This is a genomic window from Roseivivax sp. CAU 1753 (assembly GCF_054482575.1).
The window spans coordinates 108,473-126,162 of sequence record NZ_JBTLRF010000009.1; the positions used below are offsets into that span (position 1 = coordinate 108,473).

General features: G+C 66.2%; 17 protein-coding genes. 3 read left to right on the plus strand and 14 right to left on the minus strand.

The window, feature by feature from the left end; translation table 11 throughout:
• Window positions 1-690: 690 nt before the first annotated feature.
• The 8 genes from ACXYMN_RS16625 to ACXYMN_RS16660 all read right to left on the minus strand — a co-directional run bounded on the left by ACXYMN_RS16625 (window position 691) and on the right by ACXYMN_RS16660 (window position 7,439).
• Complete coding sequence (locus ACXYMN_RS16625; protein ID WP_459014781.1) at window positions 691-1,656, minus strand: ABC transporter permease; 966 nt, start codon at window positions 1,654-1,656, stop codon at window positions 691-693.
• Complete coding sequence (locus tag ACXYMN_RS16630; RefSeq protein WP_459014782.1) at window positions 1,656-2,753, minus strand: ABC transporter permease; 1,098 nt, start codon at window positions 2,751-2,753, stop codon at window positions 1,656-1,658. The genes ACXYMN_RS16625 and ACXYMN_RS16630 overlap by 1 nt, the downstream gene beginning before the upstream one ends.
• On the minus strand, window positions 2,746-4,350 hold the full coding sequence (locus ACXYMN_RS16635) for an ABC transporter ATP-binding protein (RefSeq protein ID WP_459014783.1): 1,605 nt from the start codon (window positions 4,348-4,350) through the stop codon (window positions 2,746-2,748). The genes ACXYMN_RS16630 and ACXYMN_RS16635 overlap by 8 nt, the downstream gene beginning before the upstream one ends.
• 7 nt (window positions 4,351-4,357) lie before the next feature.
• Window positions 4,358-4,648 (minus strand): hypothetical protein, encoded by a 291-nt coding sequence (locus tag ACXYMN_RS16640; protein WP_459014784.1) that lies wholly within the window; start codon window positions 4,646-4,648, stop codon window positions 4,358-4,360.
• Window positions 4,649-4,719: 71 nt separating this feature from the next.
• Window positions 4,720-5,724: a BMP family lipoprotein gene (locus tag ACXYMN_RS16645; RefSeq protein WP_459014785.1), complete on the minus strand. Its 1,005-nt coding sequence runs from the start codon at window positions 5,722-5,724 to the stop codon at window positions 4,720-4,722.
• A 147-nt stretch (window positions 5,725-5,871) separates the two neighbouring features.
• On the minus strand, window positions 5,872-6,297 hold the full coding sequence (locus ACXYMN_RS16650) for a GNAT family N-acetyltransferase (protein ID WP_459014786.1): 426 nt from the start codon (window positions 6,295-6,297) through the stop codon (window positions 5,872-5,874).
• A 7-nt stretch (window positions 6,298-6,304) separates the two neighbouring features.
• Window positions 6,305-6,880 (minus strand): tRNA (adenosine(37)-N6)-threonylcarbamoyltransferase complex dimerization subunit type 1 TsaB, encoded by a 576-nt coding sequence (tsaB, locus tag ACXYMN_RS16655; protein WP_459014787.1) that lies wholly within the window; start codon window positions 6,878-6,880, stop codon window positions 6,305-6,307.
• Window positions 6,873-7,439: a NifU family protein gene (locus ACXYMN_RS16660; RefSeq protein ID WP_459014788.1), complete on the minus strand. Its 567-nt coding sequence runs from the start codon at window positions 7,437-7,439 to the stop codon at window positions 6,873-6,875. The genes tsaB and ACXYMN_RS16660 overlap by 8 nt, the downstream gene beginning before the upstream one ends.
• Window positions 7,440-7,679: 240 nt before the next feature.
• On the opposite strand from ACXYMN_RS16660, the gene ACXYMN_RS16665 reads away from it, so the two are divergent.
• The gene (locus ACXYMN_RS16665) at window positions 7,680-8,564 is read left to right on the plus strand and encodes a mechanosensitive ion channel family protein (protein ID WP_459014789.1); all 885 of its coding nucleotides are present in this window, start codon (window positions 7,680-7,682) and stop codon (window positions 8,562-8,564) included.
• Between the two features lie 70 nt (window positions 8,565-8,634).
• Here the strand turns inward: ACXYMN_RS16665 and ACXYMN_RS16670 are convergent, their stop codons facing one another.
• The 4 genes from ACXYMN_RS16670 to trpS form a co-directional block, all read right to left on the minus strand.
• Window positions 8,635-9,090, minus strand: coding sequence for a universal stress protein (locus ACXYMN_RS16670; protein WP_459014790.1), 456 nt, complete (start codon window positions 9,088-9,090; stop codon window positions 8,635-8,637).
• 53 nt (window positions 9,091-9,143) lie between these two features.
• Window positions 9,144-10,007: a branched-chain amino acid aminotransferase gene (locus ACXYMN_RS16675; protein ID WP_459014791.1), complete on the minus strand. Its 864-nt coding sequence runs from the start codon at window positions 10,005-10,007 to the stop codon at window positions 9,144-9,146.
• A 184-nt stretch (window positions 10,008-10,191) separates the two neighbouring features.
• Window positions 10,192-11,508, minus strand: coding sequence for an ABC1 kinase family protein (locus tag ACXYMN_RS16680; protein WP_459014792.1), 1,317 nt, complete (start codon window positions 11,506-11,508; stop codon window positions 10,192-10,194).
• Window positions 11,509-11,808: 300 nt separating this feature from the next.
• Complete coding sequence (gene trpS / locus ACXYMN_RS16685) at window positions 11,809-12,840, minus strand: tryptophan--tRNA ligase (protein WP_459014793.1); 1,032 nt, start codon at window positions 12,838-12,840, stop codon at window positions 11,809-11,811.
• A 78-nt stretch (window positions 12,841-12,918) separates the two neighbouring features.
• Between trpS and ACXYMN_RS16690 the strand changes: the two genes are divergently transcribed.
• Window positions 12,919-13,605: a rhomboid family intramembrane serine protease gene (locus ACXYMN_RS16690; protein WP_459014794.1), complete on the plus strand. Its 687-nt coding sequence runs from the start codon at window positions 12,919-12,921 to the stop codon at window positions 13,603-13,605.
• Between the two features lie 280 nt (window positions 13,606-13,885).
• Here the strand turns inward: ACXYMN_RS16690 and ACXYMN_RS16695 are convergent, their stop codons facing one another.
• A complete protein-coding gene (locus ACXYMN_RS16695; RefSeq protein WP_459014795.1) occupies window positions 13,886-14,827 on the minus strand; it encodes a homocysteine S-methyltransferase family protein in 942 nt (313 codons plus the stop codon).
• 262 nt (window positions 14,828-15,089) lie between these two features.
• On the opposite strand from ACXYMN_RS16695, the gene ACXYMN_RS16700 reads away from it, so the two are divergent.
• On the plus strand, window positions 15,090-15,725 hold the full coding sequence (locus ACXYMN_RS16700) for an L-2-amino-thiazoline-4-carboxylic acid hydrolase (RefSeq protein WP_459014796.1): 636 nt from the start codon (window positions 15,090-15,092) through the stop codon (window positions 15,723-15,725).
• A 477-nt stretch (window positions 15,726-16,202) separates the two neighbouring features.
• Here ACXYMN_RS16700 and ACXYMN_RS16705 read toward each other — a convergent pair whose 3' ends face one another.
• Window positions 16,203-17,690 carry a phospholipase D family protein gene (locus ACXYMN_RS16705; protein WP_459014797.1) on the minus strand — a complete coding sequence of 496 codons (1,488 nt, stop codon included), beginning with the start codon at window positions 17,688-17,690 and terminating at the stop codon, window positions 16,203-16,205.

The following is a 17,690-nucleotide window of genomic DNA, read 5'->3' on the forward strand; positions in this document are numbered from 1 at the left end:
GTGCGGGCCATTGGCCCGCACGCTGGTCATGTTGCAGGCAGGCCGGGGCCTGCCCGCGCCGGGTTTTGCGTATTTGGGAAATGGAAAGGCGGGGGATTGGTGCTTGGGGAGAGGGTGGCGGTGCGCGGGTGGTGAAGGGTGCGCAGGGTACGGAGAGGTCGGGCGGTGTGGGGGCGTGGGGTTTGCGTATTTGGGAAATGGAAAGGTGTGGGGGATCTGGGCTGGGGGCGGAGGAGATCTGCGCGTCGGTCGTGCCGGGCCCGACAGCGGTTTGCACATGCAGCGGGGGCTTTTGGCGTGCGTGCGCGCGCTGAGGCGGGCGTGGCTGTGCCTGTGAGGGACAAAATCGCGCGCAGATCGAGGGCATGGTGCCGCCGGTAGGGTCAGGGGATGCGGGTCGGGACGGGGTGGTCGAGGGCAGGCTAGGTCAGGATGGTCGAGGTCGGGCCAGGCGGGAGTGGCCGGGGGCGGGTCAGGACGGGGCGGCCGGGGTCGGGATAGGTGAAGTTGGCGCGAGGGCGGGTCAGGTTGAGTTGGAATGGCCCGGGCTAAGGGCTGAAGTTGGCCCGGGGGGGGCGGGTCGGGTGAGTGGGAATGCCCCCGGGGTGAAGGCCTGGTGAGGTTGGCCCGGAGGCGGATGCGGAGGGTATTGCCGGAGACCGGGCCGGTGGGCGTGGACAGGGGCGGGGCTCAGCGTTCCTTGACATAGGGCTCGCCGCCCGCGCGGGGCGGGATGGCGCGACCGACGAAGCCCGCGAGGATCACCACGGTCAGGATATAGGGCAATGCGTCCATGACCTGCACCGGGATGGTGATGCCGCCGAGGTCGATGTTCTGGTAGCGCAGCGCAATCGCCTGCAGCAGGCCGAAGAGCAGGCAGGCAATCAGCGCATACCAGGGCCGCCACTTGGCGAAGATCAGGGCGGCGAGCGCGATATAGCCGCGCCCGGCGGTCATTTCCTTGACGAAGCCCGCCTGCAGTCCGGTGGCGAGATAGGAGCCCGCGAGGCCGCAGAGCAGCCCGCAGATGCCGATCGCCGCGTAGCGCAGCCCGACGACGGAGACGCCGGCGGTGTCGACCGCCTCGGGGGCTTCGCCGACCGCGCGCAGGCGCAGGCCGAAGCGGGTGCGGAACAGGATCCACCAGGTCGCGGGCACACAGAGGAACGCCACGTAGACGAGGATCGAGTGGCCCGAGATCAGCTGGTAATAGATCGGGCCGAGGATCGGCACATCGCGCAGCGCCGCGGCGAAGGGCAGGGTGATCGCCTCCCATCGTCCGCCGCCCATCAGCGACGGCGTGCGCCCGCCCTGGCTGAACCAGTCCTGGGCGATCAGCACGGTCAGACCGGAGGCGAGGAAGTTGAGCGCCACGCCCGAGATCAGCTGGTTGCCGCGGAAGGTGATGGAGGCCAGCCCGTGCAGCCCCGAAAGCAGCATCGAGGAGGCGATGCCCGCGCCGAGCCCCATCCAGACCGACCCGGTGGTGGCCGCGATGGCCGCCGAGAAGAAGGCCGCGATCAGCATCTTGCCTTCGAGGCCGATGTCGATCACGCCCGAGCGTTCGGAAAAGAGCCCCGCGAGGCAGGCCAGCAGCAGCGGCGTGGCCAGGCGCACGGTCGAGTCGAGCACCTGCAGGAGGGTGGCGAAATCCATCAGCGCGGCTCCTTCCTGGCGAAGGCCTGGAACAGTTTTTCGAGCGGCACGCGCACCATGTTGTCGAGCGCGCCGGTAAACAGGATCACCAGGGCCTGGATCACCACGATCAACTCGCGCGGGATGTTTGTCCAGAGCGCCAGCTCCGCCCCGCCCTGGTAGAGAAAGCCGAAGAGGATGGCGGCGAGGAAGACGCCGACGGGGTGGTTGCGGCCCATCAGCGCCACGGCGATGCCGATGAAGCCCGCGCCCTCGGTGGCGTTCATCACCAGGCGCTCGGCCTCGCCCATGGCGGTGTTGAGCGCCATCATGCCCGCCAGCCCGCCCGAGATCAGCATCGCCACGACGACGATCTTTACCGGAGAGATACCGGCATAGCGCGCGGCGCTTTCGGAATGGCCGAGGGCGCGGATCTCGTAGCCGAGGCGGGTGCGCCAGATCAGCAGCCAGACCGCGAGACAGGCGGCGACGGCGACGAAGAAGGTGACGTTGCCCGGCGCACCGCGGAACAGCGGCATGGCATCGGTCGCGAACATGTCCTGGAAGGTCGGCAGGTGGGTGGCGGGCGGGAACGCCGGAGAAGCCGGGTCCATCTGGCCCTTGGGCTTGAGAACGTTCACCAGCACGTAGTTCAGGAAGGCCGCCGCGATGAAGTTGAACATGATTGTGGTGATCACGATATGGCTGCCGCGCCGGGCCTGGAGATAGGCCGGGATCAGCGCCCAGAGCGCGCCGAAGGCCGCCGCCCCCAGCGCCGCGCCGACCAGCGCCAGCGACCAGTGCGGCCAGGGGATGTAGAGGCAGATCAGCGCCACGCCGAGGCCGCCGACGGTGGCCTGCCCCTCGCCGCCGATATTGAACAGCTTGGCATGGAAGGCGACCGACACCGCAAGCCCGGTAAAGATGAAGTTGGTGGCGTAATAGAGCGTGTAGCCCCAGCCCGAGGACCGCATCAGCGCGCCGTCGACCATGAGGTTGAAGGCGTCGATGGGGTTTTCGCCGATGGCCAGGATTACCAGCGCCGACAGCAGCGCCGCCAGCAGCAGCGAGATCAGGGGGACGAGGACCGCATCGGCCCAGGCGGGCATTCTATCCATTTCCGGACGCTTTCCGCTTTTCCTTGGCTTTCAGGCTGGCATCGATTGCCGCGATGTCGTCGCCGCCCGGGTGCTCGGTGACGCCCGCCATCAGGAGGCCGAGTTCGCGCTGGTCGGTTTCCGCGGGGTCGCGTTCGCCCATCAGGTGCCCGTCGAACATCACCGCGATGCGGTCCGACAGCGCGAAGATCTCGTCCAGTTCGACCGACACCAGGAGGATCGCCTTGCCCTGGTCGCGCAGCCGGATGATGCCCTGATGGATGAATTCGATGGCGCCGATATCGACGCCGCGGGTGGGCTGGCCGATCAGCAGCACGTCGGGGTTGCGCTCGATCTCGCGGGCGAGGACGATCTTCTGCTGGTTGCCGCCCGAAAAGCTCGAGGCCTTGAGATTGGGGTTCGGCGGGCGCACGTCGAAGCGGTCCATCTTGTCCGCCGCCTCGGTCTTGATGGCGGCATTGTTCATCAGCATGCCGGACTGGATCGCGGGGTCGCGGTGATAGCCGAAGATCATGTTTTCCCAGGCGGTGAAGGGCATGATCAGGCCCTCGCGCTGGCGGTCCTCGGGGACATGACCGATGCCCGCCGCGCGGCGCGCGCCGCCGTTCGATCGACGCCCGGTCAGCGGCAGCGGCTGGCCGTTGAGGCGCACCTCGCCGGTGGCGGTGCGATAGCCGCCCAGCACCTCGAGAAGTTCGGACTGGCCGTTCCCGGCGACCCCCGCCACGCCGAGGATCTCGCCCGCGCGCAGATCGAAGGAGATGCCGCGCAGCCGTTCGACGCCGTCCGCGTCCACATGGCGCAGGTCCTTGACCGACAGCACGGTGGCACCCGGTTTGGCCGGGGTCTTGTCGACCCGCAGCAGGACCTTGCGGCCCACCATCAGTTCGGCCAGTTCCTGGGGGCTGGTTTCGGCGGTCTTGACGGTCGCGGTCATCTTGCCGCGCCGCATGACCGACACGGTGTCGGTGATCTCCATGATCTCGCGCAGCTTGTGGGTGATCATGATGATGGTCTTGCCCTCGGCGCGCAGGTTGTCGAGGATGCGGAACAAATGGTCGGCCTCGGCGGGGGTCAGCACGCCCGTGGGCTCGTCGAGGATCAGGATGTCGGCCTGCCGGTAGAGCGCCTTGAGGATCTCGACCCGCTGCTGGTGGCCGACCGAAAGCGTCTCGACCGGGGCGTCGGGGTTGACGGTCAGGCCGTATTCGTCTGACAGCCGCTTGAGCGCCTCGCGCGCCTTGCCCAGCGAGGGGCGCAGCAGGCGGCCATCCTCGGCCCCGAGGATGACGTTTTCGAGGACGGTGAAATTCTGCACCAGCTTGAAATGCTGGAACACCATGCCGATGCCCGCGGAAATGGCGGCCTGGCTGTCGGGGATTTCGGTCTTCTTGCCGGAAATGAAGATCTCGCCCGCGTCGGCCTTGTAGAAGCCGTAGAGGATCGACATCAGGGTCGACTTGCCCGCGCCGTTTTCGCCGATGATGCCGTGGATGGTGCCGGGCATCACCCGGATCGAGATATCCTTGTTGGCCTGCACCGGCCCGAACGCTTTGGAGATGCCTTTCAGCTCGATCGCGGGGGCTTGGTCGGTCATTTCGGGCTCACATGATTTTCCGGCATTTGACCGATGCGATTTCGGCGGCGGTGATGGCGTCGAACAGCATTTCCCCCATGTCGGACATGGCGGTGGTCGTCGCAACGGGTCGGTCCGATCCGTCGAGCGCAATGCATTGGGAATAGGCACCGGGTGCGCCGATGAATTCAAAAGCCGCACCGATGCTGTTGTCCTTGCCACGCACAATGATGACCTGCGCATCGGACTCGAAGGTCAGCGTTTCAGCCATCAGGGGCGATGCCAATGCCAGAATGATCGGGGCAACAAGCCAGCGCAAATCTCGTCTCCTGCGGAAGTGGGAGGCCGCGCGCATGCGGCGCGCCCCCCCGAAGGACAGGCGTCAGCGGCCTAGAAGTCGAGCGCGGGGCAGCTGTCGTTTTCGTAATAGCTCGCGACCGTCAGCGAACCGTCGATGATCGCGCTGCGGGCCTCTTCGACGGCGGTGCGCATCTCGTCGGTGATCAGCGACTCGTTGTTTTCGTCCACCGCGTAGCCGACGCCTTCCTCGGCGAGGCCCAGGGTCATGTACTTGCCGGTTTCCAGCGCCTCGCCCATGGTCATGGCGTCATAGACCGCCACGTCGACGCGCTTGAGCATGGAGGTCAACACCGAGCCGGGGTGCAGGTAGTTCTGGTTGCTGTCGACGCCGATGGAGTAGATGCCTTCGTCGGCGGCGGTCTGCAGCACGCCCACGCCGGTGCCGCCCGCGGCTGCATAGATCACGTCGGCGCCCTGGCTGATCTGGGCCAGCGTCAGTTCGGAGCCCTTGACCGGGTCGTTCCACGCGGTCGGCGTCGTGCCGGTCATGTTGGCGATGATCTTGATGTCGGGATTGACCGATTTGGCACCCTGGGCATAGCCGCAGCCGAAGTGGCGGATCAGCGGGATGTCCATGCCGCCGACAAAGCCGATGGTGCCCGAATCCGAGGCCATGGCCGCCAGCATGCCGACCAGGTAGGAGCCCTGGTGTTCCTGGAAGTTGATCATCAGCACGTTGTCCGGGACCTCGGGCAAAAAGCCGTCGATGTTCACGAACTTGACGTCGGGGTAGTCCTTGGCGACGGTCTCGACCTGGCCCGCGATGGCGAAGCCGGTGGTGATGATCGGGTTGAACCCGGCCTCGGCGAAGCGGCGCAGGGCCTGTTCGCGCTGGGCTTCGGACTGCAGCTCGATGTCGCGGAAGGTCTTGCCGGTCTCTTCGGCCCAGCGCTGCGCACCGGTATAGGCGGCCTCGTTGAAGGATTTGTCGAACTTGCCGCCGAGGTCGTAGATCAGCGCCGGATCGGCGAGGGCGGCCCCTGCGGACAGGGCCAGTGCCGCGGCACCGCCGAGAAGGATTTTGGTCATGGTCATGTGTGGTCTCCCAGCTGTGTGACGATGCGGTTGTCCCCGACAGTCGGGCCCCGCGCCGATTGGATCCTTGAGATCGCGCCAAGTAGGCCGAAGGGGAAAGCGGGCGTCAACCGTTTTTCAAGGGCGGGCGGGGACTTGGGCGCGACGTCAGCCGCCATCGGCGGGCAGGGCGCGGGTCATCACGATGGCGTCGTCGCGGGTGCCGTCGGGCAGGCGGTAGTAGCGCGGGCGGCGGCCCGCGTCGCGGTAGCCGGCGCGGGCGTAGAAGGCGCGGGCGGCGGTATTGGCGGCGGCGACGTCCAGAAAGGCGGTGTCGGCCTGCCCGGCGCGGGCGGCGGCGTGGAACGCGGCCAGCAGCGCGGCGGCGTGGCCCGCGCGCTGGGCGGCGGGAGCTGTGGCAAGCGCCAGGATCTCGGCCTCGCCCGCAAGGATCCGGGCGATGAGGACGGCATCCTGCCGGCCGAAAAGCTGCGCGCCGGGGGTGGCCAGGGTCGCGGCGATCTCATCGGCGCGCCAGGGCCGCTGGTGGCGGTAGGCGGCCTGCAGGACCTGGGCGGCGGCCTCGGGTGTCATGGCCGCCTCACCGGTGCGCGGGCAGGATTACCGGGCCGCGGTCGCGGGACGGCGCGGCATCGGCGGGACGGATATACAGAGGCACCGGGGCGGCGCCCGGTGCAGCGCGGGCGGCCACGCGGGCGATATTGGCGGCCAGCGTCGCGGGCGCGGGCGGAAAGCTCAGCGGGCGGTCCAGCTGCGCCTCGGGGAGCAGCTCGGGCGCGCGGTCGGGCCAGCCCACATAGACCTGGTCGCGGGGCGCACGTACCGCGGCCAGCGTGCCGGGGGCCGCGTCGGTGGCGGCAAAGGTGCTGACCCCGATGGCCGGGATGTCCAGCGCCAGCGCCAGCCCGCGCGCGGCGGAAACCGAGATGCGGATGCCGGTGAAGTTGCCCGGGCCGACGCCGACGCCGATCCGCGCAAGCTGAGCCCAGTGCAGCCCGGCCTCGGTCAGCAGGGCTTCGAGCAGCGGAAACAGCCGTTCGGCCTGACCGCGCGCCATCGTCTCGGCGCGCAGCCCGAGCACGCGGTCGCCCGACAGCAAAGCGGCCGCGCAATGCGCGGCCGATGTGTCGAACCCGAGGACCAGCGCGTCAGACACCGACCGGGCGCACCTCTGTCACTTCGGGAATATAGTGGCGCAGCAGGTTCTCGATGCCCATCTTCAGCGTCAGCGTCGACGACGGGCAGCCCGCGCAGGCCCCCTGCATATGCAGGTAGACGACGCCGCGCTCGAACCCGTGGAAGGTGATGTCGCCGCCATCCTGCGCCACGGCCGGGCGTACGCGCGTATCGAGCAACTCCTTGATCTGGATCACGATCTCGCCGTCCTCGCCCGTATGTTCCGCATGGCCCGACCCGGCCTGCGCCACATCGTCCTTCATGACCGGCTGACCGGACTGGAAATGCTCCATGATGGCGCCGAGGATGGCGGGCTTGACGTGGTCCCAGTCGGTCGCGTCGGCCTTGGTGACGGTGACGAAATCGTTGCCGAAGAACACGCCCTTGACGCCCTCGACCTCGAAGAGGCGGGTCGCGAGCGGGCTGTCGCCCGCGCCTTCGGGCGTGGGGAAATCGGCGGTCCCGGTTTCCAGCACGCTTTGTCCCGGCAGGAACTTCAGCGTCGCGGGGTTGGGGGTCGATTCGGTCTGGATGAACATCTCGTCGGCTCCTTTCGGATGAGTATTGTATATGCGCAGAGCGGACCGCCGGGTCAAGGTTTGGCACCGGTCCGGGCCAACCATGGACGTGGTGTCGGTGTCGGTGTCGGAGGAAGGGCGGGACGGGGCCGGCCGACAGGCGCGCTTTTTCGCGGAATTGCACCGCCGCGACGGCGATCGGTGCAAATATGAACAAATTCGCGTGTCGATGCGTTTGGTGTGAATGTGAAGGAGAATGCCTTGGAGCCTGTCAAGATTCTGGTCGGTCAACTGCGCGAGATCGCGCGCGCGTCGATCGAGCTTTTGCCGCAGCTGATTGTTGCGATCGTCGTTCTGGTCCTGACCGGACTACTGGGCAAACTGGCCAAGGCGCTGCTGGGCCGCGTCCTCGGCAGGACGCAACTGCGACAAAGCCTGAAAGAGCTGTTTTCCCTGCTTCTGTCGATCTTCGTCTGGGCCATCGGCATCATGATCGCGGCTGTGGTGGTGTTTCCGGGGCTGACCCCGGCGAGCATCCTTGCCGGGCTCGGGATCGGGTCGGTGGCCATCGGTTTTGCCTTCAAGGACGTGTTCGAGAATTTCCTTGCCGGGATCATCATCCTGTTCCGTCGGGAAATGCGGATCGGCGATTTCATCGAATGTCAGGATCTCGAAGGCAAGGTCGAGCAGATCGCGATTCGCGAGAGCCATATCCGCCAGACCGACGGTCAGCTGGTCATCGTGCCCAATTCGATCCTGTTCAAGAACCCGGTGATCGTGCGCACGGATCAGGCGGTGCGGCGCATCACGGTGATCTGCGGCGTGGCCTATGACGTCGACGTGGACGCGGCGCGCGAGGTGATCCGCGATGCGGTGGCGTCGTGCGACACGGTCAGGCAGGACGACAAGCCGATCGAGATCTTCGCGCAGGAATTCGCCAGTTCGTCGATCAACTTCGAGGTGACATGGTGGGTCGGCTCGACCCCGGTCGAGGTGCGCAGATCGCGCGATCAGGTTGTCGCGCGGGTCAAGCGGGCGCTGGACGACGCCGGGATCGAGATCCCGTTCCCCTATCGGACGCTGACGTTCAAGGAACCGTTGCCCCTGCGCGGTGGCGGCGGCGGCGCGAACGACGCGGAGGGCTGAGCCGCCCGGCATCGCTGGCCGGGGCGCGGCGTGGCCCGGGCGCGCCGTGTCCGGTGATCTGCGGTCCCCGTCAGGTGATCTTTTGCAGCTCGTCCTTCGACAGGTCGCCGGGCACGATGGTGATCGGCACCGGCAGGGACCCCGACGCCTTGGTCAGTTGCGTCACCAGCGGGCCGGGGCCCTTCTTGTCGGTGCCCGCGCCCAGCACCAGCACGCCGATTTCCTTGTCTTCCTGGACCTGCAGGATGATCTCGGCCACCGGTTCGCCTTCGCGGATGACCAGTTCGGGTTCGACCCCGAGCCGGTCGCGCATCCATTTCGCGAACACCTCGAAATGGGCCTCTATGCGTTCGCGCGCCTCGTCGCGCATGATGTCGCCGACGCCGATCCAGTGGTTGAAATCATCCGGCGGGATCACCGACAGGATGGTGACGCCGCCGCCGGTATTGGCCGCGCGCATGGCGGCGAACCGCATGGCGTTCAGACATTCCCGGCTGTCGTCGAGCACGACGAGAAACTTGCGCATGAAGGCCTCCTATCCGGCGGCGATCATGGCAGCGGCCATGGTCCGGGGCAAGCTCAGGCGCGCGAGGCGGCCCAATCCCAGTACAGCGTGCGGGCGCGGAGGGTCAGGGGGCCGACCGGGTAGGTGGTGTCTTCGAAGGCGGTCACGGGCGTGACCTTGTTGAGGTTGCCGGTCAGGAAGACCTCGTCGGCGGCTATGAAGTCGGCGAAGGTCAGCACGGTCTCGACCACCTCGACACCGTCGGCGCGCAGGTTGGCGATGTGGCGCGCACGGGTGATGCCCGCAAGGAAGGTGCCGTTGGGGATCGGTGTGAAGACCACGCCGTCGCGGGCCATGAAGACGTTCGAGGTGGCGGTTTCGGCGACGTTGCCCATGGCGTCGGCCACCAGCGCATTGCCGAAGCCGCGGGCGTTGACCTCGGCCAGCATGCGCGAATTGTTGGGATAGAGGCATCCGGCCTTGGCGTTGACGACGTTGTCTTCAAGCACCGGGCGGCGGAACCGGGTGCGGCCCAGGGTGACCGAGGTGTCGGGCGCGAGCATGGGAAATTCCTCGAGGCAGACGCTGAAGCCGGTATGGCCTTCGCGGGCGAGGATGGCCGAGGGTTCGCTGTCGATCGACCAGTACATCGGGCGGATATAGACCTGCGCGTCGCGCGGATAGGCGGCGAGGCCTTCGCGCGCGATCTCGAGGATCCGGGCGTCGGAATAGGTCGGCGTGATCATCAGCGCCTCGGCGGACTTGTTCAGCCGGGCGCAGTGCAGGTCGAGGTCGGGGGCCATGCCGTCGACGAAACGCGCGCCGTCGAACACCGTGGAGCCGAGCCATGCGGCGTGATCCGCGGCCTTGATGACGGGCATGTCGCCTTCGTACCAGGCGCCTTCGAAATAGGTGCGGATATTGCGGCCGACTGCCATGGCGCTGTCCCTCGTGTCGTGCAAGCTGTGATGCGGTCTGCCCTAACGCCGGGACGGACGGAAGACCAGAGCCGGGAGGACCGGGCGGGGCGCGATGCGGGATGCGCGGTGCGATGTCGTCAGGCGGTGCGGTCAGGCGGTGCGGTCAGGCGTGGCGGTCAGGCGTGGCGGTCAGGCGTGGCGGTCAGGCGTGGCGGGCGAGCAGCGGGCGCAGCGGGACCTTGGCATCGAGCCGCGCGCAGAGCAGGTAGAGCCCGGCCGCCTTGCGTTGCAGGAACAACGCGTCCACCGGCGGGATCACGGCGAAATCGCGGTCCGCGGCAAAGCGCTGCCCGGCCTCGGCAAAGCGCGCGGCGAGGCGGGCGGTGCGGAAGTCGAAGGGGGCCGCATCGCGCAGGGGGGCTGCGGCGATCTCGATCATGTCGAGCACCTGGGCGGTGTGGTGCGGCGCGGTGTCGGGGCGCAGGTAGCCGGTGGCGATGGCGGCATCGCGCATCGCGCCCCGGTCGCCCGACAAAGCGGCGCGCATCAGGTCGCGGAAGATCGCGACCCGGTCCGGCGTGAAATCGCGCACCGCGCCGAAATCCAGCAGAACGATGCGGTCGGTGTCGGTCTGGTAGCGGAAATTGGCGAAGTTGGGATCGGTCTGCATGGCGGCAAAGTCGAACAATTCGCGCAAGGTCAGCGCGATGAGACGTTCGGCGACGCGGTTGCGGGTGCCCTGCGGCGCGGTGGCGAGGGATTCTATGGGCACGCTGTCGATGTAGTCCATGGCAAGGATGTCGCCAGTGGTGAGATCGGGCGCGACCCCCGGCACGATGAAGCCGGGATCGTCGGACAGGAGCGCGCCGAAGCGCTGCAGGGACGCCGCCTCGCGCGGGTAGTCGGCCTCTTGATGGAGCTGCAGCCGGGCCTCTTCGAGCAGGGGGGCAAGGTCGAGGCCCGGCGGCAGCAGGCCGGACCAGCGCAACAGCCCGCCGAGGTTGCGGATGTCGCTGTCGATGGCGGCGCGGATACCGGGATATTGCACCTTGATCGCCAGATCGCGCCCGTCCTTCGTGGTGGCGCGGTGGACCTGCCCGATCGAGGCCGCGGCGATGGGGCGAACGTCGAACTTGCGGAACCGTCTGAGGAAATCCGCGCCCCAGTTGTCGGCCAGCACGGTCTTGAGCTGGGCGGGCGGCATGCTGTGGGCGTCGGAACGCAGGCGCGCCAGGATATCGGCGAGGGCGGGCGGCAGGACCTCGCCCGCCTCCATCGAGATGAGCTGGCCGAGCTTCATTGCCGCGCCGCGCATGCGCGACAGCTCCTCGGCGAGGCGCGCGGCATTGGCGGGGGTCATCATCAGGTCGTGCAGATCGGGACGCTGGCCGCTGGCATAGGCGCGCATGCCGTCCTGAGCGGCGCGGCCCAGCACGCCACCGGCAAAGCGGCCCATGCGCGAGACGCGGGCGAGGCGGGTGGCGGGCACGGGAAAGGCGCGGGTGTCACGGTCGGTCATCCCGGGAAGATAAGCGGCAGCGCGGGTTCGGCAACGGCCCCGCGCGGTCCGGGGGCATTTTTGGCAGGGGGGCTTTTTGCCCCCCTCTTCGGCCCGGGGGCCGAATTCACCCCCCGCGCGTTTTTTTCGAAAGATGAAGCGGGGACGCGGTTTTCTGGGGGCTGCGGGGTTTGCGGGGTGTCTGCCGGGGAAGGAGCAAGGGGTGGTGGTGGCGGGCAGTGCCGCGCGGAGGGGCAGCGCGGGGGGTGGCGAGGCCCCGGCGCGGGGGCCGGGGCACGGGATGTCGAGGGGCGGGGGCGGTCAGCCGACCATGCCGACGATTTCGTAGGTTTTTTTCAGGATCGGGGTCGCGATTTCGCGGGCGCGGGCCGATCCGCGGTGCAGGATCGCGTCGATCTCGGCGGGGTCCTGCATCAGCCGGGCCATTTCCGTCGAGATCGGGGCCAGTTTCGAGACCGCCAGATCGGCGAGCAGCGGCTTGAACTCGGAGAACGGCTTGCCGCCGACCTCGGCCAGGACCGCGTCGACCGAGCAGTCGGCCAGCGCCGCGTAGATGTTGACGAGGTTGCGGGCTTCGGCGCGCCCCTCAAGGCCGTCGGTGTCGGAGGGCAGCGGTTCGGGGTCGGTGCGGGCCTTGCGGATCTTGGCCGCGATGGCATCCACATCGTCGGTCATGTTGATGCGGCTCATGTCCGAGGGATCGGACTTCGACATCTTCTTGGTGCCGTCGCGCAGGGACATCACGCGCGTCGCGGCGCCCTCGATTACCGGTTCGGTCAGCGGGAAGAAATCGACACCGTAGTCGTGGTTGAACTTGGCGGCGATGTCGCGCGTCAACTCGAGGTGCTGCTTCTGGTCCTCGCCCACGGGTACGTGCGTGGCGTGATAGACAAGGATATCGGCGGCCATCAGGGCGGGATAGCCGAAGAGCCCGAGCGAGGCGTTTTCGGCGTTCTTGCCGGCCTTGTCCTTGAACTGGGTCATGCGCTTCATCCATCCCATCCGCGCGACGCAGTTGAAGATCCAGGCAAGCTGGGCGTGTTCGGGCACCTGGCTTTGATTGAACAGGATCGAGCGTTCGGGATCGACGCCGGACGCGATAAAGCCCGCGCAAAGCTCGCGCGTGGCGCGCTTGAGCTTGTCGGGGTCCTGCCAGACGGTGATCGCGTGCAGGTCGACCATGCAGTAGACGGTCTGGAAATCGTCGCCCTGCATTTCGCCGAAGCGCTTGAGCGCGCCCAGGTAATTGCCCAGCGTCAGCCCGCCCGAGGGCTGGATGCCCGAAAAGACGCGCGGCGTGAACTGGGTCGTGGTCTGGGCCGCGTTGGACATCGGGGGCCTCCCTGCTGGCATTTGGGTTCGCGGTGGCTTACCGATGGCCCCATCAGGCGTCAAGAAGAGGAGCCGCGCATGCAAGGCTCGGATCACAATGCAAGCCCGTTCAATGCGATCCCGCCGGTGACGACGGCGCTGGTGATCGTGATGTTCGCGGTCGAGGTGCTGTTTTCGCTGGGGGCGCGCGGCATCATCGGCGGGCCGGGCGCTGTGGGCTGGCGCATCCAGGGCATCGAGACCTATGCCTTTTCCGGCGATATCCTGGCCTGGATGGTCGAGACCGGGCGTTTCCCGCCCGAGCACCTCATGCGGCTGTTCACCTATCCCTTCGTGCACGGCACCTTCACCTCGGCGCTGTTTGCCTGCGTCATGATGCTGGCGCTGGGCAAGATCGTGGGCGAGGCGCTGGGCCCGGTGCGGATGCTGGCGATCTTCGTGGTGACGGCGGTGGCGGGCGCGCTGGTTTTCGGGCTGTTCGTGGGGCGGGTGCCGCTTTACGGGGCGTTTCCGTCGATCTACGGGCTGATCGGGGCGTTTACCTATCTGCTGTGGCTGCGGCTCGGGCAGATGGGAGAGGCGCAGATCCGGGCATTTTCGCTGATCGGGGTGCTTTTGGGGCTGCAACTGGTGTTCGGGCTGCTGTTCGGCGGCGGGCCCTACTGGATCGCGGAAGTCACGGGCTTCGTGGCGGGTTTCGCGCTGTCGGTGGTGCTGGTGCCGGGCGGGTTCGGGCGGCTGGTGGCGCGGTTGCGCGAACGCTGAGGCTTACGCCGACCCGGCGCGGCAAATCGCAGGAAGCGACGCGGACACGCGGGGCATAGGCCGGGTGCCCTTGGGGTTGGGGGACGACGTCACCGCGGTGTCGCGCAGTGAACGAATGTCAGCGATCCGAATGCACAACCAGAAATGCGGCAAGATCCAGCGCGTGTTGCCAAAGGATTATGTCGCAGAGAAGTTTGTGCATTCGGGTGAGAGGGGTGTCTGGTGACAACGGGGCTGTTTTTGACACTCGGGTTCTGACGAAAGGTCTTTGTCAAAGACGTCAGGCTGGCATCTTTCGTACTGCTGTCGCGATCTTTCGCATGTGTCGCATGTCGGTGCCGCAACACCCGCCCAATACCTGAATGTGGGGAAACCGACCCCGGATACCGGAGAGCAGCCTTGCCAGTTCGGAAGGGTCACCATCGTCAAGCGCTTCGGCTTCATCCAGCTCAGCATGACTGCACCGTGACGCGTTCGCGACAATTCCTTTGACCCGCTGCATCCATGGCCGATCTTCAAGCACCGCGTTGAAATGGTCGGGATGTGCACAGTTGATCATGAAGTACGATACATATCTGTCAGTCGCGGCATCAACCTCTGAAATGGCCTCTTGCAATGTGTTGCCGGTTGGAAGTTTGCCATCTGTCTCGACCGTGAAGGAGATCACGACCGGTAGGTTGCAACGCCGCGCAGTCCGCACAATCCCTGTTGCTTCGGAAGGATAGGCGAGGGTGTAGGCACTCACGACATCAACCTCGGTCTCGGCAAGGGTTGAAATCTGCTCGGAATGATAGAGTTCTGCTTCGTCGGCGCTCATTTGCGTTGCGGGCCCGTAGGCATCGTGGCGCGGTCCAAGGTTGGCGCTGATGACTGTGGGCACATCGCCATGGACCGCGCGCACCTCGGCCATCAACGCGATGGCTTGTTTGTTGCGCTGCTGTAGAGTTTCGGGGCTATATCCAATTGCCGCGCCTCGGTCCCGGTTGGCGACCCAGGTCGGGCTTTCAAGGATGACGCCTGTACCTGTTTCCTTGCCGAGTGCGATCATGTCGCTCAGGTACCCTTCGAGGAGCTTACGCCCCTCAGCCGTTTCCAAGAGAGGGTATGAGGCAAAGCCCGGGAGGTCGATGCCACGCGTGAAGATGAGGTCGGTCTCCATGCCGACATAGGCCACGAGCAAATCGGCGTTGATGTTCGGAAAGTTGTCTCGATGAATGGCCATTGCGCGCAAGTACCCCTGGGTGCGTTCGCCGGTATCTATAGCACATGGCACTTGAACCGCCGTCTTCGAGCATGACCCGGTCAGTAGGGAGACGATTGTGTCGCCGGCGAAAACCACCGTTTCTGGCGCGTAGGTTCTGTGAGGGGGGGGTATGGCCAGTGTGCGGGAAAAACCGACCTTCGAATGATTGCACGCAATGGCCGCTCCGTCAGATCAGTGTGATATGTTAAACAAATCGAGTTGCAGCAGAGTGGAACGCTCCATGTTTAGATCTGACTTACCGCATCAACCAAATTGGAAGAGGACGATTGCTTTAAGGCTCGATCGGCAGACTGCTGAGCGGATTTGGGTCACGACTTGTGACAAATACCTGGAGATCGCCTCAGCTGAAAAACATCCGGCGGCGGCGAAAATCCATTTGGATGTGATATTGCCATCCATCGCGTTTCACCTCTCGGCGCGGGAAATCGGCCTACCCAGTGATGCATCTCTGAGTATCGTCAAGTCGGTGGCGATGCGAAATGCAAAACCGAAAGCGGGCTTCATGAAGGTTTTGAAGTATCTCCCGGGTGCGTTTTGGCTCTTCCGGATCATCTCACCGCGCGTCCTCAAACGGGACTTCGCGAAGGCTGGCTTTGAAGTTGAGTGGATCGAAAACAACTCCACTAGTATTGCCTTCGACATCAATAAATGCCTCTACGTCGATCTATTTGGGAAATATGATTGCTTGGATATCGCTCCGATCTTCTGCGGGATCGACGATTATTGGTACGAGCCGCTTGCCCCGACCATCAATTGGAAGAGGGCCGGCACGCTCGCCAAAGGTGCATGCTGCTGCGATTTCCGGTTTTCGAACGGAAGCTCGACCTTTGATCCACCCTCAAAGCCAAAGAACTGAAAATATTCGAAATGAAGACTCAGTTCACAAATGAGACCAGGATTCCACAGGATCGCCCAGTGGTGGCGCAGCTTTGCCAGCAAACGCGCACTTTCAAGCCTTGGCAACTGAAAGATACCAAAGCGGACGTTGATCTGTGCCGCAGCATCCGCCGCTTCGGGCTCGTTCCTGACTTTTCCGCATCGCAGGATGTGCCATAACTCAGACGTTTGTGTCACTGGCGAAAGCCACCGTTCTCTGAGCGGGCATTCAAGACCCGGGGAGTGCCCGAGGGTGGTGTCGCAAGCCTTGGTTCGACGTGGCGCCGCAGCGGCGCGGCGGACGCAGCGCGGGGAAGATGGGTGTGGCCCAAGCGGGCATCGCGGGGTGCGACGGGCTGGATCTCGGGGCGTGGCCGCTGCCTGCGATCGGGGCCTATGCGACCGGACGCGGTGCGCAGCGCGGGAGAGGGGTCGTCAGTGCGGTGCAGACGCCCGGTCAGAACATGTCGGCGGGAAACAGCGGGATGTATTTCGAAAAGCGCCGGGCGCGGCCCATCGGGTAGGGCAGCACGAAGCCGTCGCGGTCGTCGGGTGCCCGGTCGACATTGGCTTTTGCGGTCTCGCGCCAGAGCGTCGCGTCGCGCGGATCGCGGTCCTGCAACGAGTCGCCAAGCCATTTCGCCGCCAGCCGGTCGCGCAGTTCGGCCACGGTGTCGCGGTCACGGAACAGCACCGAGGCCTCGGTGTCCCAGCGCATCGAGCGGCCATTGAGGTTGGCGGACCCGACAAGACCAAAATCGTCGTCGATCAGCAGCACCTTGGCATGGACGTAGATCGGCTGGGCGCGGTGCAGACTTTCCGAACAATCATCCCCTGCGACGCAGCGGACGGCGGGCGTGACGAAGGCCACGCGGTCGCCATAGGCCTTTGCCAGATCGCTTAGCCCGAGGGTTTGCAGCGCATGGGCGTGGCGCGCGTTCAGGCTGCGGTCGCCGTCATAGAGCACACGTTCGGGTTCGACCGGCAGGAGCACCACGAGGTTGAGGTCAGGCTGACGGCGCGCGGCCTTGATCAGGGCATCGATGAGCGGGCGGTGGCGCAGGAACTGGGTCTCGATATAGATCGACCGTTGCGCCGCGCCGAAAGCCCGGATCAACGTGTCCTCATGTTCGCGGTGCTGGGTGCGCGGGCCGAAGGCGAACGGGCTGCGATGGGCCGCGGAGACGGTGCGCACCAGCCGCAGATCGGAGGTGCCCTGAGGGCGGGTGCCCGAGGTCATCGGGCGCGCGCCGGTGCCCAGATCGGCGGCGCTTCCGGCCAGCGCGGCGTTCCAGGTTTCCACCAGGTGCGACCGCAGGATGCCCGCGAAGGGGCCGTCGATCGCCATCGAGACATCGTGCCAGGTTTCTTCGCCGGGGCGGTCGTGGTCGTTGTCGTCCCAGCGGCGTTCATTGACGTCGAGCCCGCCGATCAGGCAGCGCTTGCCGTCGACCACCGCGCATTTCTGGTGGATCGAGACCGGGCGCAGCGAAGGGCGCAGCTTGAGCATCGCGCGCTGGACGGGCGTGAGCTTTTCGGACGGTTCCTCGCGCAGCATGCGCAGCTTTTCGGCCACCTTCATCCACAGCACCGAGCGCCAGAGCCAGCCCACTTCCTGCGGGTGCGGCGCGCAGAGCAGTTGCAGGTCGCCCTCGGCGCGGTCGGCAAAGCGCGACGCGGCGGCCCAGGCATCGCGGTGCAGGGGCGAGGCGAAGAGGGCGTCGAAATCGGTCAGGATCAGGCGCACGGTCACGCCCTGCTGCGTCACCCAGGCGATCAGGTCGGCCCAGTTTTCAAGCCCGCGCGCACGCAGGTCCGGGTCGCGCAGCCGGGTGTCCGGATCGAGCACGCGAAACGACAACAGCACCTCGTCTTCGGCTTCGGCCACCATGCGTTCGAGCACCGGGTAGGCCTCGGCGGCGGAGATGAGGGGGGTGAGGCTCAT

Bases quoted from the DNA above. Each gene is read 5' to 3' on its own strand.
- ACXYMN_RS16625 (WP_459014781.1), bottom strand. From the start codon at position 1,656: ATGGATTTCGCCACCCTCCTGCAGGTGCTCGACTCGACCGTGCGCCTG.
- ACXYMN_RS16630 (WP_459014782.1), bottom strand. From the start codon at position 2,753: ATGGATAGAATGCCCGCCTGGGCCGATGCGGTCCTCGTCCCCCTGATC.
- ACXYMN_RS16635 (WP_459014783.1), bottom strand. From the start codon at position 4,350: ATGACCGACCAAGCCCCCGCGATCGAGCTGAAAGGCATCTCCAAAGCG.
- ACXYMN_RS16645 (WP_459014785.1), bottom strand. From the start codon at position 5,724: ATGACCATGACCAAAATCCTTCTCGGCGGTGCCGCGGCACTGGCCCTG.
- ACXYMN_RS16650 (WP_459014786.1), bottom strand. From the start codon at position 6,297: ATGACACCCGAGGCCGCCGCCCAGGTCCTGCAGGCCGCCTACCGCCAC.
- ACXYMN_RS16660 (WP_459014788.1), bottom strand. From the start codon at position 7,439: ATGTTCATCCAGACCGAATCGACCCCCAACCCCGCGACGCTGAAGTTC.
- ACXYMN_RS16670 (WP_459014790.1), bottom strand. From the start codon at position 9,090: ATGCGCAAGTTTCTCGTCGTGCTCGACGACAGCCGGGAATGTCTGAAC.
- ACXYMN_RS16675 (WP_459014791.1), bottom strand. From the start codon at position 10,007: ATGGCAGTCGGCCGCAATATCCGCACCTATTTCGAAGGCGCCTGGTAC.
- ACXYMN_RS16680 (WP_459014792.1), bottom strand. From the start codon at position 11,508: ATGACCGACCGTGACACCCGCGCCTTTCCCGTGCCCGCCACCCGCCTC.
- trpS (WP_459014793.1), bottom strand. From the start codon at position 12,840: ATGTCCAACGCGGCCCAGACCACGACCCAGTTCACGCCGCGCGTCTTT.
- ACXYMN_RS16690 (WP_459014794.1), top strand. From the start codon at position 12,919: ATGCAAGGCTCGGATCACAATGCAAGCCCGTTCAATGCGATCCCGCCG.
- ACXYMN_RS16695 (WP_459014795.1), bottom strand. From the start codon at position 14,827: ATGGCCATTCATCGAGACAACTTTCCGAACATCAACGCCGATTTGCTC.
- ACXYMN_RS16700 (WP_459014796.1), top strand. From the start codon at position 15,090: ATGTTTAGATCTGACTTACCGCATCAACCAAATTGGAAGAGGACGATT.
- ACXYMN_RS16705 (WP_459014797.1), bottom strand. From the start codon at position 17,690: ATGAGCCTCACCCCCCTCATCTCCGCCGCCGAGGCCTACCCGGTGCTC.